At 52.3% G+C, this 16,799-nt stretch carries 8 protein-coding genes and 4 tRNA genes; 4 read left to right on the top strand and 8 right to left on the bottom strand.

Translation table 11 applies throughout. The features are described 5' to 3' along the window. Window positions 1-10: 10 nt before the first annotated feature. The gene (locus AYI87_RS16685; RefSeq protein ID WP_144203837.1) at window positions 11-2,659 is read right to left on the bottom strand and encodes a diguanylate cyclase domain-containing protein; all 2,649 of its coding nucleotides are present in this window, start codon (window positions 2,657-2,659) and stop codon (window positions 11-13) included. 218 nt (window positions 2,660-2,877) lie between these two features. Here AYI87_RS16685 and AYI87_RS16680 point away from each other — a divergent pair. The 4 genes from AYI87_RS16680 (at window position 2,878) to AYI87_RS16665 (ending at window position 3,362) form a co-directional block, all read left to right on the top strand. Continuing rightward, window positions 2,878-2,954: transfer RNA gene (locus AYI87_RS16680), tRNA-Arg, on the top strand. Between the two features lie 43 nt (window positions 2,955-2,997). Next, window positions 2,998-3,073, top strand: a tRNA-His gene (locus tag AYI87_RS16675). A gap of 84 nt (window positions 3,074-3,157) precedes the next feature. Continuing rightward, window positions 3,158-3,234 (top strand) — tRNA-Pro (locus AYI87_RS16670). Between the two features lie 51 nt (window positions 3,235-3,285). After that, window positions 3,286-3,362 (top strand) — tRNA-Pro (locus tag AYI87_RS16665). A 132-nt stretch (window positions 3,363-3,494) separates the two neighbouring features. Here the strand turns inward: AYI87_RS16665 and AYI87_RS16660 are convergent. The 7 genes from AYI87_RS16660 to AYI87_RS16630 form a co-directional block, all read right to left on the bottom strand. Further along, window positions 3,495-5,417, bottom strand: coding sequence for an EAL domain-containing protein (locus AYI87_RS16660; RefSeq protein WP_144203836.1), 1,923 nt, complete (start codon window positions 5,415-5,417; stop codon window positions 3,495-3,497). An 8-nt stretch (window positions 5,418-5,425) separates the two neighbouring features. Continuing rightward, window positions 5,426-6,133, bottom strand: coding sequence for a transglutaminase-like cysteine peptidase (locus AYI87_RS16655; protein WP_144203835.1), 708 nt, complete (start codon window positions 6,131-6,133; stop codon window positions 5,426-5,428). A 17-nt stretch (window positions 6,134-6,150) separates the two neighbouring features. Further along, window positions 6,151-6,756 (bottom strand): OmpA family protein, encoded by a 606-nt coding sequence (locus tag AYI87_RS16650; RefSeq protein WP_144203834.1) that lies wholly within the window; start codon window positions 6,754-6,756, stop codon window positions 6,151-6,153. Beyond that, window positions 6,756-8,168 carry a TolC family outer membrane protein gene (locus AYI87_RS16645; protein WP_144203833.1) on the bottom strand — a complete coding sequence of 471 codons (1,413 nt, stop codon included), beginning with the start codon at window positions 8,166-8,168 and terminating at the stop codon, window positions 6,756-6,758. The genes AYI87_RS16650 and AYI87_RS16645 overlap by 1 nt, the downstream gene beginning before the upstream one ends. 31 nt (window positions 8,169-8,199) lie before the next feature. Continuing rightward, complete coding sequence (locus tag AYI87_RS16640) at window positions 8,200-9,582, bottom strand: HlyD family type I secretion periplasmic adaptor subunit (RefSeq protein WP_144203832.1); 1,383 nt, start codon at window positions 9,580-9,582, stop codon at window positions 8,200-8,202. Beyond that, window positions 9,575-11,755 carry a type I secretion system permease/ATPase gene (locus AYI87_RS16635; protein WP_144203831.1) on the bottom strand — a complete coding sequence of 727 codons (2,181 nt, stop codon included), beginning with the start codon at window positions 11,753-11,755 and terminating at the stop codon, window positions 9,575-9,577. Before AYI87_RS16635 ends, AYI87_RS16640 begins: the two co-directional genes overlap by 8 nt. 134 nt (window positions 11,756-11,889) lie before the next feature. Continuing rightward, the gene (locus tag AYI87_RS16630; RefSeq protein WP_260865167.1) at window positions 11,890-16,785 is read right to left on the bottom strand and encodes a VCBS domain-containing protein; all 4,896 of its coding nucleotides are present in this window, start codon (window positions 16,783-16,785) and stop codon (window positions 11,890-11,892) included. Window positions 16,786-16,799 lie beyond the last annotated feature (14 nt).

Raw genomic sequence — 16,799 nt, 5'->3', positions numbered from 1 at the left:
GCATCTCTGCCTAGGCAGAGATGCTGCCGCTGCGAGACCGGCTTGGCTCAGGCAGCTTGCTGGGATCGATAGATTCACCTAGGGCCTGGCCCTGACCCTGTTCGAAGCCTAGGCTGACCAGCTGCTGCCTATGCAGATCTGTCTTAACCCCTTCCACAAATAGCGTCAACTCGAGCGCCGAGGCGGTCAGCTGATGCGCCTTAAGCAGGCGTTTCTGCTGCGGATTATTCAGATGACTGATATAGCTAGGGTCTAGCTTCAGGCCACTCAAGGGCAGGAAGCTTAGGCTGCTCAGTGCCGTGTGGGCGCTACCGTAGGCGCACAGGCCTAAGTTGATGGCCTGTTTAGCCAGGAGGTCGAAGGCCTGAATATGGCTGTCGCTGTCGGCGACAAAGGCCTTCTCGTTGAAGAATACCCAGATATCGGCAGCTTTATAGTAACTCTGCTTAATGCGATTCTTCAGCTTGCGCACCGCATGTTTATGTTTCAGGTGCTGACTGGCGAGTTTGATGTGCAGCTGCACCTTGCTGTCGACCTGCTGCATCACCTTGTCGTAGTCGCTGTTGAGCTGGTCGAAGAGGTAGAGATCCAGCTCTTTGGTCAGGTTGCAGTGCTCGGCGATATTGCTGAGCTGCTCCTGTTTGATCTTGCCCAGCTGCTCATGCTGCCAGTAAAGCCTGGGTTCCAGGGCGAGAATCTCTTGGGTCGCCAAGGCCATCACGGGGAAATATTGCAGCGCCAACTCTTGCTTAGCGATCGCCTCCCTGAGCTCTATCTCCAGGGTGATGTCATGGCTCTGCTGATGGCTGGTGCTGTGATCGAAGATGACGAAGCAGCCCTTGCCGTTGGACTTGGCCTGGTACATGGCTGCATCGGCATCCTTCAACAGCGACTCGCTGGTGTCACCGCTGCTGTGGCCGCTGAAGGCGATACCGATACTGGCGCCCGAGGTGAAGCTCTGATTCGATAGCTGGTAGGGCTCGCTCAGCTCGCCTAAGATGCGCTCGGCCACCTCGATGGCGTCGCTATTGGTGTTGATGCTGTCTAGCAGGATCACAAACTCATCGCCGCCGATACGCCCTAAGGTGTCGTTGCTCCTGATGCAGAGGTTGAGGCGACGGGCGGTCTCGATCAGGAAACGGTCACCCTGGAGATGGCCCAGGGTATCGTTGATCAGCTTAAAGCGGTCGAGGTCGATAAACAGCAGGGCAAACCTGTCTCTGGCGTGGCGCCTGACATGTTTCACCGCTTGGGCCAAGCGCTCCATGAACATGGCTCGATTGGGCAGGCCGGTCAGGGTGTCGTGGCTGGCATCGTGCACCAGCTGCTGCTCGACCTTGCGGCGCTGGGCGATCTCCTTTTCGAGATCCTGGTTGAGCATCGCCAGGGCACGGGTGCGCTGGGCGACTTTCTCTTCCAGCTGTTCATAGCTCTGTTTCAGGGACTCCGCCGAGAGCTTACGCTCGATCGCCGCGGCGATATGCTGCGAGACGAAGGTGAGCAGATCCAGATCTTTCTCCTGGTAGGTCTGCGACGGGGTAAAGCTGTAGATGGTGAGCGCGCCCTTGACTATGCCCTGGATAAACAGGGGCACACCTATCCACTGATGTATGGTCTCGGCATAATTGAGCTGCGGCGCCTTGGCGTAGAGCTGCCCCGCCTTGATCAGCGCCTTGATGTCGCTGCCATCAAGCAGCAAAGGGCGCTTATGCTTGAGAATAAACTCTGTCAGACCATCGGCCAGAGGGCGCCTTTGCGGCGCGCCTACGTTGAGCTGAGAGACATAAAAGGGAAAATGCAGCTCACGGCCATTGTCTTCCAGCAGGGCGATATAACAGTTATTGGCGGGTAGCAGGTGGCTGATCACCCTGTGTAGCTCGCGATAGAAGCTCTGGTGGTCTATGGTCGCATTGGATAGCTCGGCTATCTCAAACAGCGACTTCTGCAGGTTTTCCGCCCGTCGCCGCTCGGTGACCTCCTGCTTGAGCTTATCGTAGGCGACGCTCAGCTCCTTGGTTCTGTGCTCAATTGCGGCCTCGAGATTGTGTTGGTACTGCACCCGCTCGATAACGCCCGAGATATGTTGGCTGATGAAGGTCATCAGCTCGACCTCTATCTCGCCATAGGTGATATTGGCATCGTAGCTCTGCACGGCGATCACCCCTATGGTCTGATCGCTGCTGAAAATTGGGACCCCTAGCCACTGGTGGCAGCTGGATCCCCGACTGACTATCTCGCCGCTGGCGAGCAGCTGCTCAAACTTGTCGTCATCACACAGCAGAGGTTGCTGACTGCGCAGCACATAGCCGGTGAGGCCGCTGTTGAGCGTGGTAGACAACTCTTCACTGGGGTAAAGCTGGCTTGGGTGCTGGTCCTTCTCATCGACGAAGAAAGGCACGCCTAATTTGTTGGTTTCTCTGTTGAGGATGGCGATGAAGAAGTTGTCTGCGGGGAGCAGGCGATTGAGATTGGTTTGGATTCCAGCGTAGAAGTCTTCGGCGCGCTCGACTTGAGCGGCAAGATTGGAGATATCCAATAGCGTATTTTGGACGATCTCAGAACGCTTGTACTTCCGAGCCAGGCTCTTTAAGCGAGATATCCTTTTATATAAACGCCCAACTTCACGGGGTGAATGCTGGTCTGTTTTATCCCTAAACATGGTTCCGCCAATCACAAGTAGTTATATTTTTTCGCTAGGATTTGGGGTAATGGTTATTGATAGCATAAAAAAGCAGCACCACCAAGTCATTATTTTGACGTTGTCAGCTTAATATCACCTTAAATATGCTAAAACTTGAGCAAACGCGTAAAAAAATACGTGTTTGCTATAGACGCGCAGTAAAATAATCCATACTATATGCGGCGCTAACAAGGCAGGCACCCATAGCTCAGCTGGATAGAGCGCACCCCTCCGGAGGGTGAGGCCGAGGGTTCGAATCCTTCTGGGTGCACCAGTTGGATGAGGGTCAAGTTAGCGTTAAGAAGTCAATATCAGTGGTGATTGTAGCTCAGTTGGTAGAGCCCCGGATTGTGATTCCGGTTGTCGTGGGTTCAAGTCCCATCAGTCACCCCACTTCTTCTTGCAATAGACTTCACGAGTCATTCTTTTCCTTGATATAGTGAAGCGAGGCGGCACCTCGTAAAATATCCCTTGTTTCGGTGATTAGCGCAGTCCGGTAGCGCATCTGGTTTGGGACCAGAGGGTCAGAGGTTCGAATCCTCTATCACCGACCAGTTTCCGAGTGAGTGATACATCAAGCATCGCTGACTGATAAAAAAGATTTTCGGTGATTAGCGCAGTCCGGTAGCGCATCTGGTTTGGGACCAGAGGGTCAGAGGTTCGAATCCTCTATCACCGACCAATCCTAGAGAAGCCCCTCGAGTCATCGAGGGGCTTTTTCTTTGCCCGTCTGTTATTTCTTAGCGTTTGTCTTCACCGAATAAAACGCGCTATCAAGGTAAAAAAAAGCTGCCCAAGTGGGCAGCTTTGTCGTTTATAGCTCGACGCGGGTGGGTGGGTAGAGATAACCCATGTAGGCGTTGGCCTTGAGAGGCTCGAAGCGCGCCAGTTGCGGCTGCTCCTGAATGCCGGTGACGATGATCTGGATATCCAGGCCTCTGGCGACGTTCACCAGGGCGCGGCACAGCTCGCTGTTGTGCTCGTTCTCGTCATAGTAGGCGAAGGACTGATCCAGCTTGACGTAGCTAGGTCTTAGATTTTGCAGGTAAGACATAGAGCCAAACTGACGACCGAAGTGGTCGATACCGAAGTGAGCGCCATTGTCGCGAATGATGTTGCACAGTGCCTGGCAGGCATCGGGATCGCTATAGACGCCGGCTTCAGGGATGTCGAACACGATTCGCTGGGCGAGCGGCGTATTGCGCAGGAACTTGTTGAGCCACTGATGGAAGGTCGTATCGCTCAGACTGTTGAAGGTCAGATTGATGGCGATAGGCTCGTAGTTACGTTCCAGCAGGCCATTATCCACTATGGTCTCGATCAGGCATCTGTCCAGCATAGAGCCCAGTGAGAGCAGTTCCACATAGGGCATGAACTGGCCCGCGTGGATCTCTTTATCGCCTATGGTGAGTTGACAATAGAGCTCACGCTGCACCACCTCATCCTTATTGGTGTGGTAGACAGGCTGCCATTTGAACTGGAACTGCTTGCTGCTGATGGCGGCGCTCAAATGTTCTCGCCACTGCTCACGGGTATAGAGCTGCTTCTCGTTGCTCTCGAACCAGTGGAACACCTTGTTTTCGGCTATTGCTTTCTGCAATGCATTATCAGTCTGTGCCAGGATGTCCGATACCGTCATGTTGTCGGTGCGCTGGGCGATACCTATGGCAAACTGCTCGTTAGGCTTGCAGCCTGCCTTAGAGATCTCCTGGTTCACGGTTCTGATCAGGGTGTGCAGGTACTTGCTGCTCTGCTCCTGTTCGGCGCTGGTGATCAGGAAGGCAAATTCATAGGCGGCGATACGGGCGATGACGGACGGAGCTATCTCGTCCAGTTGCTCCTGCATCTTTTCGGACAACAGGCGTATGGTCTCATCACGTACCTGATAACCATACTTGCTGTGTACCTCTTCTAGCCAGTCGAACTTGGCCATCATTAGCGAGCCATTGTTGGGTTCGCTTAACCAGCTGTTGAGGCGGCCCATCATATATTGTCTGTTTGGCAGCTTAGAGACCTGATCTACCAGGTTCTTCTTACGCAGCTCGGTCACCTCTTCGTCCAGTGAGCTGAAGATCTGCTTGAGCTGATGAGACATGCTGTTAAAGGCCTCGACCACAGACTTGAGCTCTGAGGTCTTAGGGATCGCCATGTCAGGGCCAAACTTGCGCTGGGCGATCTCGGCCGCGTGCTCGGCGATCTCATGCAGTGGCCTCAGGATCCAGGTCAGGCCGAAGCGCGCCAGCATGATGGCGAGTAAAAACAGGATGGAGATAACTATGATGGCGTTGGTTAGGGTGCGCCATAGCTCGTTGTAACCAAAGCCTGGGTGGGCGGTGATCTCCAGGTTGGCTAACTGGATCCAACCCGAGGTAATAGTGCTTTCGCGTTTAATGGTTTCGAAGAATCCCAGGTCGATAAACCATTGGGGAACACCCTCGATCTTAACGTCGTTTTCCCACACCTGTTGTTTGCCGTCGACCAGCCAGGTGAGCTTCACCTGTTGGTAATAGCCGCCTTCGAAGATGACGTTGATCAGCGTCTCGGCGCCGACAATGTCACCCGCTTCCAGATCGGGAACCAGCATGATCCCCAAGCTGTGGCTGGTGTTATTGAGATCGGACTCCATCTGCTTGGTCAGAAAGCTTTGTGTCTCGGTAAATTGGACATAAGCCAGGCTGATGACAACGACCAAGAACAGGCCAAAAAGCAGTGAGTATATCTGTCGAAACAGTGTCATTGTTTTCGCTACTCCAATCTTAACTTAGGCATTTTGAGTCGCTCAACACCTAATCTATTTTTGAGATCATTCCATTTTTCAAGGCGTTGGGATGAGCCTGCCAGCACACCGCGACCTTTCTCTTTGTTTAGCCACAACTGACGACCGTTAAAGCTGTATACGGGGATCAGATCTTGTCTCTGGGTGGCTGGTTTAATCTGTCTGTCCAGGTTATCCAATACCAAGGGGATGGAGCCGGGCGTCTCATAGTAGGCCAACACCATGTGGTACTGATTGACCGAAGTGGCCTTAACCATAGTGATCCGCAGCTTGTCATCGGGCACCCCCAGCTGTAGCAGGGTGAAATATTTGGCGATGGAGAAATCTTCGCAATCGCCACCATTTACCCCGATAAACTCCATTGGTGTGGCCCAGTAGTTACTGACACCCCACAACTTGATGTCGTCGACAAACCTAAACAGATTGAAAAAGTTATTTACCTTGGTGATCTTCTCTTGTTCACTCAGGCCCTGCGATTCATCCAGCACCTTAAACCAGGCGGTGACGCGCATACCTGCGCGTTCACCGTAGCGGGCTTCTAGGGTGGACTTAATGTAGTTGGCGTCGAGTGTTTGCGTCGGAGAAGCGTATAGGCAAGAAAACCCCAAGGCCGTTGCCACAACGCAAAGTTGGCAGACCCTCTGAAAGCGTTTTTGCCTGCCAATTTTGGCTTTCATCTTCTCCGACTATTTTTTTATTTTACTTGTTCATCAACTGTGTAGATATGCCACTTCATATCGGCCTTGGTATCTTCACCCGTTACCTCTGCGATCACGCGGCGGTTACGTGTGTGTGCCATCTTGGTATGAGTTGGATCTACCGGTCTGTCGTAGCTGTAGCCTATGGCCGTCAGACGATCGCTGGCGATACCAAATCGCTCAGACAACAGCGAGGTCACGGCGTCGGCGCGGTTTTGCGACAGGGTTAGGTTGTGCTCATAGCTACCCGTCTTACTACAGTGACCTTCGATGGTCACTTTAGTGTTTGGGTACTGTCTCATGAAAGTCGCAACCACTTCTACCTGATCATAGTACTGAGGATCTATGTAGTAAGAATCGTTGGCAAACAATATCTTAAGTTCTTGACGCTCATTGATAGGCTTAATCTTACCACAGCCATAGTTGTCTATGGTGGCACCTAGCACTGTGTCGTTACAGCGTTCACGGGCGACGATGACACCATCTTTATCTTTGTCGTTAAGATCGAATACCTGATTGGTTGGGGTATCCATGGTTACTATGTCGCGCGAAGCGCAGCCGCCCAGTAAGGCGACGCTTAGAATAATCAGTAAGGCTTTCATTATTTTACTCCCCCTTCGTATTCGCGCTCACCCTTCCAAACCTCTGGGCGAGTCACACGAAGCGATTCCAGTAGTCTACCCGTAGCGTTAAGGATGCGATATTCGGAGATGATCTCGTCGTATTCGGCATCGAGGTAATCCTTACGCGCTTCAAACAGCTCGTTTTCGGTATCCAGCAAATCCAATAAGGTGCGCTGGCCCAGGTTGAACTGTTGGCTATAGGCGACTTGAGTATCCTTGGCGGCGATGACGTGATCGCGAATATACAGTTTCTGCGGCTCTAGCATCTCGTAGGCGTTCCAGGCCAGGTTGACCCCTTCAACGACCTGACGGTAGGCGCGTTGGCGAATCTCTTTCGCCTCGCCAATCTTGTAGGCCGCTTCCTTCTCGCGGGCTAAATCTTTACCACCGGCGAACAGGTTGTACTTCACCCGTACCATGGCGATAAGATCATTGTTATGACCGCCGACATTTTGTGAGGCGAAGGCAGAGTAGCCATCTTCACCGTCAAGGTTATCGTTCCAGTTACCACCCAGCTCTAGTGACAGCTTAGGATAGTAGTTGGATTGGGCAGATGAACGCTCGTTCTCTGCTGCCGAGATATCACTCGCGGCCGATTTCAGAATAGGATGGTTTTCCTGAGCAACCTTGAGGCCATCGGTGAGGTTGGTTGGCAGCATATCGTCATCGGGTACGGGAACGATCAGGTTTTCCGGCTCCTTCTCGACGATACGGACAAACTGCGCCTTGGCATCGAAGAAGTTATTCTTCGCCGCGATCACGTTGGCGTTGGCGCGTGCCAGACGACCAGTGATCTGAGACAGGTCGGCGATTGAACCCAAGCCTGAATCGGTACGCTGCTTAATCTGATCATAGATGTCTTTGTGACTCTGCAGGTTTTTCTCTGCCAAAGTCAGTACTTGCTCACTGCGGATATAGTTGACGTAGACTTTGGCTACATCCAGCGCGATATCTTCGGCCGCGGCAAACAGGGCCCATTGGTCGGCACTGGCTTCGAAGCTGAAGCGATCCACTTCGCTCGAGGTGTAGAAACCGTCGAATAGCATCTGCTTGATGCTAAATCCGACTTCACCACGCATCAATTCGATAACGCCATCCTTGTCAACATCGCCCTGGCCTGCACGGCGTCGGGTAGATGGACTATTTGTCTGTTCCCAGCCATAGCCACCACTGATATCAACAGTAGGCATGTAACCGGCGATTGCCTGATTGACCTGCTCTTCACGCGCCTTGAAGCGATTAAATGCGATGCGAATATCTGGATTGGTATCCAGCGTATGGGCCACAGCCTGTTCTAGCGTTTGGCTAGAGGCTGCGCCCGGGATCAACATCGCACTAATAGCGAGTGCCATGGCACTGCGCTTTAGTTGATGCATGGTTTGCTTACTCATTTGGTTAACCCCCCTGGTTATTGTTGTGAACTTAACGCTCACGCAGAGCAGTGTCTCTTGCTCTCAAAATTGGATTAAGTATGTACTCCAGAACGGATCTTTGCCCAGTGATGACATCTACCGTGGTTAACATGCCAGGTATGATGGGCATCTGGGTGCCGTCGTCTTTCGTCAAACTTGATAGTTCAGTTCTAACCCTTACAAGATAGAAACTGTTTCCCTCTTCGTCCTGTGTTGTATCGGCACTGATGTGCTCCACAACGCCATTGAGGCCACCGTAACGCGTGAAATCGTAGGCGGTAACTTTAACAACGGCGGGTAAGCCAGGATGTAAAAATGCGATATCTTTCGGAATGATCTTGGTTTCGATAAGTAGTTGATCTTCCGATGGCACTATCTCTATGATGTCGATGCCAGGTTGTACAACACCACCTAAGGTATTGATATGAATTGTCTTAATGGTGCCATTTACCGGTGATACTATCTCTGCCTTGCTGACCTTATCGCGCGCGCCCACCTGGGCCTCGTTGACGCGCGACAGACGTGTCTGCATCTCATTGAGCTGGGTACGGACCTCGGCGGCGTAGACGAATACGGCTTCGCGACGCTTCAGGATGGCCTCATCCTGTGATGCCTTAACCTTCGGCCTGAGTAGCCTGAGTGAGCTTAGCTCACCACGAATGTCGTTGACGTTACGTTCAAGCTTAAGCAGCTCAACCTCGGGCACAATCCCTTTGTCGGCAAGCGGGCGGGTTAGCTCCAGCTCCCGGGTCACCAGCTGGAAGCTGGTCGTCAGGGTGTTGATCTTTGAGGCCAGCTCTTCGGTTTCCTGTTGCTTCTGCTGGATCTGCCGCGCTAGGATCTCAAGTTGGTTGCTCAGATTATCCAGTCTGCCCGAGTACTCGTCGCGCTGACGCTGGACTAAGTCGTGTTCGCTTTCGATCAGCTCAGGTGGGAACTGTAGCGGCTGTTTGGCAATTTTCACCTGCTCGCGCCAGTCGGCGGCGACGTCTGAGATGGTGATGCTGTTGAGTTCGGCGCGCAGACGAATAACATTGGCTTGCAGGCTATAGACCTCTTGCTCCTGCTGGGCGAAGTCTGAGCGGAAGCGGGTGTCATCTATGCGTACCAGAGGCTGGCCCTTGGTGACCGTCATGCCCTCACGAACATACAGCTCTTTCATGATGCCGCCATCCAGACTCTGAATCACCTGCACTTGAGACGAAGGGATCACCTTGCCTGTGCCCGTGGTCACCCGGTCGAGCTCGGCAAAATAGGCCCATACCAGGAAGCTGAAGGCGAGGGCGGTCAGGGCCCAGATGATCAGCCTGTGACTGGTGGGCGCATCTGTCATCATGGCGCCATAGACGTCATCGACCATCTCTAGTTCTTGGGTGGTTAAGTGCTTACTCACTCTTCGGCCCTCCCGACAGCAGCCCCTTGGCGAGCTGGTTGAGCACCTGATCTTTCGGACCGTCTGCCACCAGATGGCCACGATCTAATACCAGGATGCGGTCCACCAAATTGAGCAGGTGCATCTTATGGGTGATCAGCAGCAGGGTTCGCTCCTTAGAGACATTTCTCATGGCGCGGATGAATTGCTTCTCGGCGCGCGCATCCAGGCTGGCGGTCGGCTCATCCATCAGGAGTACCGGTGGGTCATTCAAGGTGGCCCGCGCCAGCGCGATGGTTTGGCGTTGACCGCGGGAGAGGGATTGTCCACCCTCGCCGACCTGTTGATCTAAACCTTCGGTCTCGATATCGGTAAACTGGTTGACGCCAGAGAGCTGCACCGCACGGATCAGCTGATGCTCAGTGACCTGGCGGGTACCGAACAATATATTGTCGCGAATCGTGCCGTGGAATAGTGTGATGTCCTGGGGCAGGTAACCGAAGTTTCTACGCAGATCCGTCGGGTGGATCTGCGCCGAATCCAATCCGTCATAGCGTAGGCTACCCTTGGTCGGTTGATATAGGCCTACCAATAGCTTAGCCAGGGTACTCTTGCCCGAACCGTTGCGACCTATGATGGCGATGCGCTCACCCGGTGCAATAGACAGCGACATGGGATGTAGCACGGGGCGCTCGGAGCCTGGATAATTAAAGCTGACGTGGTCGGCGTTGATCTGCCCTTTAAGGCGATGCTTGCTGATCAGATGGCCTTTATTTTCAAACTCATCCTCTTGGGTCATGATCTGATCCAGCTGCCTTAGGGCGCTGGCGGTATGGTTGCCTCGGGTCATCAGGCCTGCCAACTGCGCCATGGGCGAGATGGCCCGGCTCGATAGGATAACCGCGGCGATAATGCCACCCATGGAGATATCGTTATCGGCGACACGATAGACCCCTAAGATCACTACGCAGACCACAGAAAGCTGCACGGTGAAATTGGCCACGTTGGTGACCGAGGTAGAGATCTTCTTCACCTTCAATTGCCAGTTGGCGGTATGACCTATCATCTGCTGCCAGCTTTTCTGCACTAAGCCTTCGGCGCCACTGGATTTTATCGACTCGATGGAGGCAAGGGACTCGATAAGATGGCCGTGTTTCAGGCTGGAGAACTTGTTGCTCTCTTCGATAGCCGCCTTGAGCCGGGGCTGCATCAATAGGGTATAGCCGATAATGATACAGCCGCCGATCACAGGAATGATGGCCAGATCGCCGGCGACGATATAGATGATCAGCATGAAAAACAGTGCGAACGGCAGATCGACCAGGGTGGTGATGGTCGCCGAGGTTAAGATCTCGCGTATGCTGTCGAACTCGCCCAGTTGCCGCGCCATGCCGCCTATGCTGGGGGAACGCTTCTCTAGCGGTATGCCGATAGCCTTAGCGAAAAGCCGCGATGACACTATGATATCGACCTTCTTGCCGGCGACGTCGATCAGGTAGGCCCTGAGTTGCCGCATGACTAGATCGAAGATGTAGGCGATACCTGCGCCAATGGCGAGCACCCAAAGGGACTCGAAGGCGAGGTTAGGCACCACCTTGTCATACACGTTCATGATAAACAGCGGCGATACCAGGGCGAAAAGGTTAACCAGTACTGAGGCGATTAGGGCGTCGCGGTAGATAGGCGCCGAATCTTTCAGGGTCTGAATAAGCCAGTGGGTGCGACTGTCGTGTAGATGCAGATCTAAGCCCATGTCGCCACGGTATTGCTGCTTCACGAGGAACAGATAGCCGACATACATGGCCTCGAGCGCCTCTATGCTGAGCTCTTCTTCACCACCGGTTTCAGGTAGCTGAATGACGGCTCTGTCTTTGTCTATGTCGATCTCTCTTAATAGACAAGCATTCTTATCTTTGAGGAGTAAGATACAAGGCAGGAGAATAGGGGAGATCTGATCCAGGCCCTTACGGGTGAGCTTGGCTGCCAAGCCGGCTCGACTGGCAGCCTGAGGCACAAGTTCTGGTGTCAGAATGCTCCCTGACAGCGGGAGGCCAGCGGCTAATGACTCGCTGGAGCAGGGGCTGCCGAAGTACTCTGTCAATAACACTAAACTGTCTAACAAGGGATCGACAGTCACTCTTTGGGAGGCTGAAACTGTCCATTGTTCAGTTTTTGGAGACGCTGTAGCTTGCACCTTAGAAGCTTATCCTTAAGATTTTATTATAAAATTATCGTAGAACAATTATAGAAGTAATACCAAAACATCACCAAAGTAAAAATGACACCAATTAGCCGAAGCTAGTTGGTGTCATTTGTTACTGACCTTGATTAAGGTACTAGATGCTGGATCTGACCATCATCGTCTTGGGTTGTCGGTACGGCAAAGCTCGAAGCCGCCTGGTTCACGTTGGCATTATCTACGATTAATGCACCGTTACCCTCTGAGCCCAATAAACCGTTGATGATTTGACCATCGGTTGTGCCCAGATGGCTCAGGTCGACACCGTCGAGGACGATCGTCTGATCCACATGACCATCGTTATTGGCATCGATTTCGATGGTGGTTGAACCATTATCAACGGTGAAGTGCAGATAGTCTTCCAAGTTACCGCCATTCTCTCCCTGGAGCAGATCGCTCAGATCCAGTTTGTCCTGGTTGATATCGAAATCGGTAATGTGGTCGGTCCCCGTATCACCTTGCTGCCAAACGAAGGTATCGGCTTCGCCATCGGCCTTACCAGTGCCACCGGTTAGAGTGTCATCGCCCAGGCCGCCGATGAGGATATCTTCGCCGGCGCCGCCGATCAGCATGTCGCTGCCGTGACCGCCAAGCAGCATATCATCGCCGCTACCGCCATGAAGCTCATCATCACCGCCTTGACCGAAGAGGATATCGTCCCCTTGGTTGCCATTGAGGATGTCGTCGCCGTCATTGAAGTGAGCAGTATCGAACATCTCAGGGTGGTTAGTGATAAAGCTGTGGATATCACTCACAGTGATATCGGCAGCATTTAGGTTCGTCTCATTGGCAACCAGCTTTTGCAGTGCGCTGAAGCCCTGCCCATCAATACCATTGAATTGTGCAAGGTCACCGAAAATAATATCGTTTCCTAGCCCACCGCTGGTATGGTCATCGCCCTGAGAAAGCAGAGTCTCTGAACCTAAAATCACACTAGCTAGGTTATCCACGCTGATCTTAGCTCTAACGTTTCCATCGCTGTCGTAACGGGTTAGATCTGACTCATTTACGCTGTCTTTGAGGCCAATCGCTTCAACTTCAGACACGTTATTGAGTAAGTTGAAGGCTGATTGCGGGTTATTACCAGTATTATACTCTCCATCGGTAATGAAGTAGGTGATATTGTGACCCGTATTGCTGGTGACTTCGCTAGAATTGAACCAATTTTTAGCTTCGGTAAATGCTTCATAATAGTTGGTATTTCCACCACTTAATATGGCATTCCAAGCGTTGTTGTCGCCATTGGCCAGAGCATTGATGTCTAGATCCATGATATTGACCGAAAGACTGGTAACGGCAGAACCGTCGAAATCGATCACTGCAACATTAACTGTGCCCGCGTGTTTGCCCGCGGCCGCAGCTTGAAGTGTTCTGAACACATCTAACAGCTGACTCTTCGCAGTATCTACGGTGGGTTGGCCCATGCTGCCAGATGAATCCAGCACAAATGCGATGTTATAGTTTTCGCCTTGTACGATCTCCAGACCAGAAGTATCGCTGACGATGACATCGTGATCATCAGAGCCTGATAATCTGTTGTCGCCGTCGGTTCCACTGCTGTATTGGTAGTCACGTACAACTGACTGAGGATTAACGGCAAAATGACCTTGGGCTATATCGCCATCAGTGTCGGTCGCAGTGATATTGAAATCCAGTTGACCATCGTTGGTGGGTTCAATCGCCTTGTACTGATAGAACTCCCACTGGCCTGTGCTAGGGGTAAACTCAACCTTAAAGACCAGCTCGCCGGCTTCGGTTTGCCCTAGTAGAGTATTACCAGAGAGAGAGGTCGTAATACTTTGACCGTCAGCAGTGTATAGACCTTGCTCATCGGTACCCGCGAAGACAAGCGAGCCTCGTCCATCGGCGCCCCAGTCGACATTGGCAGTGCCGGTCGCGTAACCGATTGCGATATCGTCATTGCCTAAGAACTCAATGGCTTTGATGGTAAAGTCGCTGTTATCGCCATGACTAGCACCAAAGCCGTTATCGGTTGCTTTGATGACCATTTGGTCGAAACCGCCTTCTAACACCTCAAATACCTTAGCGTAGTCACCATTGCTAGCATCTGAGCTGAACGTTTGAGTAGCAATCAGTTGACCGTCTCTGTAGAACTCCACCACGCCGACTTCTAATTCTCCGCCGAACATATTGGCGAACTCAATATTGACGCCGTATGCAAGTTTGCCCGGATCTAGGGTGACAACGATCTCTTCAGAGGCTTCTGAGCCGTCTGCGAACTTACGGAAGTCCACCTCACCGCTTAGGTTGTGATAAGGAGCATCGCCGCTCTGAACACCTATACCAGTGCTAGAGCTATAAACTTTGGCTGCAGTGAGTGTAGAGTCAGTTGCAGAGCTAAATCCTCTGGCCGTGATGGTAAAACCATTGAAGTCGAGAGCATTGTTGCTTCCGTGACCACCGCCCAAGTTAAATTCGCCAACCAATGTATCAGGTATATTGCTTCCATCCACATTAACAGTTTGGCTGTCTGCTATCTCAGGTGCATCGTCTTGGACGGTAACTGAGTAGGTGCTTGTTGCCGTCTTGCCATTTGCATCAACCGCTATGATCTCAATACCGCTGATTGTTAAGTCCTCGGTGCTGACATTGTGCGGGAAGGTGTCGAGAATCTCAGCGGTAACGCTTACGTTTCCTTCTGCACCACTTTCGATACGATCACCATTCAAGGTGAGACGGATAGCCTCTTTACCCATAAAGGTACCTATGAGCTGTCCATCATCGTTAAATGACCAGCTAATCTTCGCATTGACGCCAGAAATATGAATGTTGTCCGTATCGCCAAACTGGAATGCCGTAATCGACTCACTGCCAGACTTGAAGCGCAGTGTCTGTACGTCTGACTCGGCGCCATCTTTGTAAAGATCGGCTTCGCTCAGCATAGATACAGCATTCGAGGACAGCGCCGTTGGAGCCGTCGTCGTGCTGCCTGGTGCATCCAAATCGACATGGATAGAACCTGTTGAGGTGTCGCCGTCGCTGTCGGTCACATCGACCACAAAGTCGAGATCAACATCCACGGTCGAGCTGACGATATTCTCAGCCGACGTACCGGTAAACTGGAAGTTGGCATGTCCACCTTGCGCACTGGTAGAAATCTCGATATAGCTGATTTCACCAAGGTTGCTAATAGTTTGTCCGCTGGCGATGTCGCCTTCGCCAAGTAGGTTGCCATTGGCATCATAGGCCTTGAAATGAATATAGTCAGCTTCGCTGAAGCTAATCGAAGCCGAGGCTACATCATTGGCGTAGTCAATGATCATCGCCTCACCTTGATTGACAAAGGCATTCGCGACACCGAAACCGTTAGTGTTACCGTTTACCGTGCTGGAAATGTTGCCGGATGTTGAAGTGAGCGTGAACACCATGGCATTGCTAGGATCAACATCATTGATATCGTTGTCGATGATGTAATTAGTGCCGTCGTAGGTGACATAAACCGCAGGTGTATTACCACCTTTACCGCCACTCATATTGGCAACGGTAACAGTGCTGAGTTCATCGATGGCATGCTTAAGATCTAGCTGGTAGCTATCGCTATTCGGATCGATAGATAGGGTAAATATCACCGATTGTGCACCGTTGCCTGAATCGTAAGCCGAAGGTGTACCACTGGTATCCGAGTAGGCAATGAGTATGCCTGGATTGGCCGGATCGACATAGTAGAACACGGTCAAACCACCGGCAGTAATGCCTGAGTCAGAGAAGGTGCCTGCCCCTGAAATGTTGCCTGAGAGATCGGCGCTAAAGCCTTGATCTGCGCCGTCTACATTTATCACACCATTATAGATACCAGCGGCGTTATCACCGGCAAGGTCTTTCGCATCAAGTGTCACGCCATCATCGATAACCTTCACGGATACAGAACCCATGGCAGTTGCATTACTTGTATCAGTCGCTTCTACAGTGATGCCATTGATGACAATGTCATCGACGTTAGCGCCGTGGGGCAAGTTATCCAGCAGGGTTACTGAAACAGTTACCGAACCGGTGGCGCCCGCGCTGATGTTACTACCCGATAGGCTTAGCTGTAATACCGGTGTGCCATCGATTTTGCCGATCAGGTTACCCGAGCTATCTAGGCTCCAGCTAATGTTTGCATCAAGGCCGCTAACATTGATATCGCCAATATTAGTAAAGGCAAAACTGGTGACATCGTATACACCCGCGGTGAAGCTCAGCCCTGAACTGTCGGTGTCGGTTGCAGAGCCAAGTGTGTTGGCGTCATCGACTGTAAGGTCAACGTTGCTGCCACCAGAGATTTCATCAGTTCCATGGATAGTAATAGTTACTGTTGTCCACGTAACACCGTCAGCATTATAGACTTTAAATTCTTCCGTTAAGGACTCACCGCTATTTAGATTTTGGATCGCACTTTGGCTGTTGTCGGCGGTATAGACCCACTTGCCGTCGGCATCCAGGGTTAGGGTACCGTACTGACCGGTTTGGGTACTGGCGGTAAACTTATCTTCACCGGCATCGCCACCGGTACCCGCTTCAAGCGTGCCAGAGGTGGTGAGGTTGCCATCGAGGCTGACATTGGTGTCTTCGGTTACACTGCCAGTATCGGGTACCAGGGTTGGTATATCGTTGGTGCCGGTAATGGTGACGGTGACCACTTGATCCACATAGGCACCAAAGTCATCGGTGACGCGCACGGTGAAGGTGAGTTCTTCGCTCTGACCTTCCGCCAGGGCCTGAGTGGCGGCCTTGCTGTTGTCTAAAGTATAAGTCCACTTACCATTGGCATCTAACGTGAAACTGCCATAGGTGCTGTCCGGTACGCCGACCACGCTCCAGGTTTGGTGATCGCCGCTGTCGACATCGGTGGCGCTCAACTGGCCACTGACGGATGGCGTGCCGGCCACTGCGGTGCCATCATCCAGGTTACCCGCTTCCACCACGGTACCACTGAGGGCGCTGCTGTCATTGGTGATGACCGGGCTGTCATTGGTGCCGGTAATGGTGATGGTGACCA

This window comes from Shewanella sp. KCT (assembly GCF_007636505.1).
Lineage (GTDB): Bacteria > Pseudomonadota > Gammaproteobacteria > Enterobacterales > Shewanellaceae > Shewanella > Shewanella halotolerans.
This window is presented reverse-complemented; position numbering and strand designations above follow the sequence as displayed.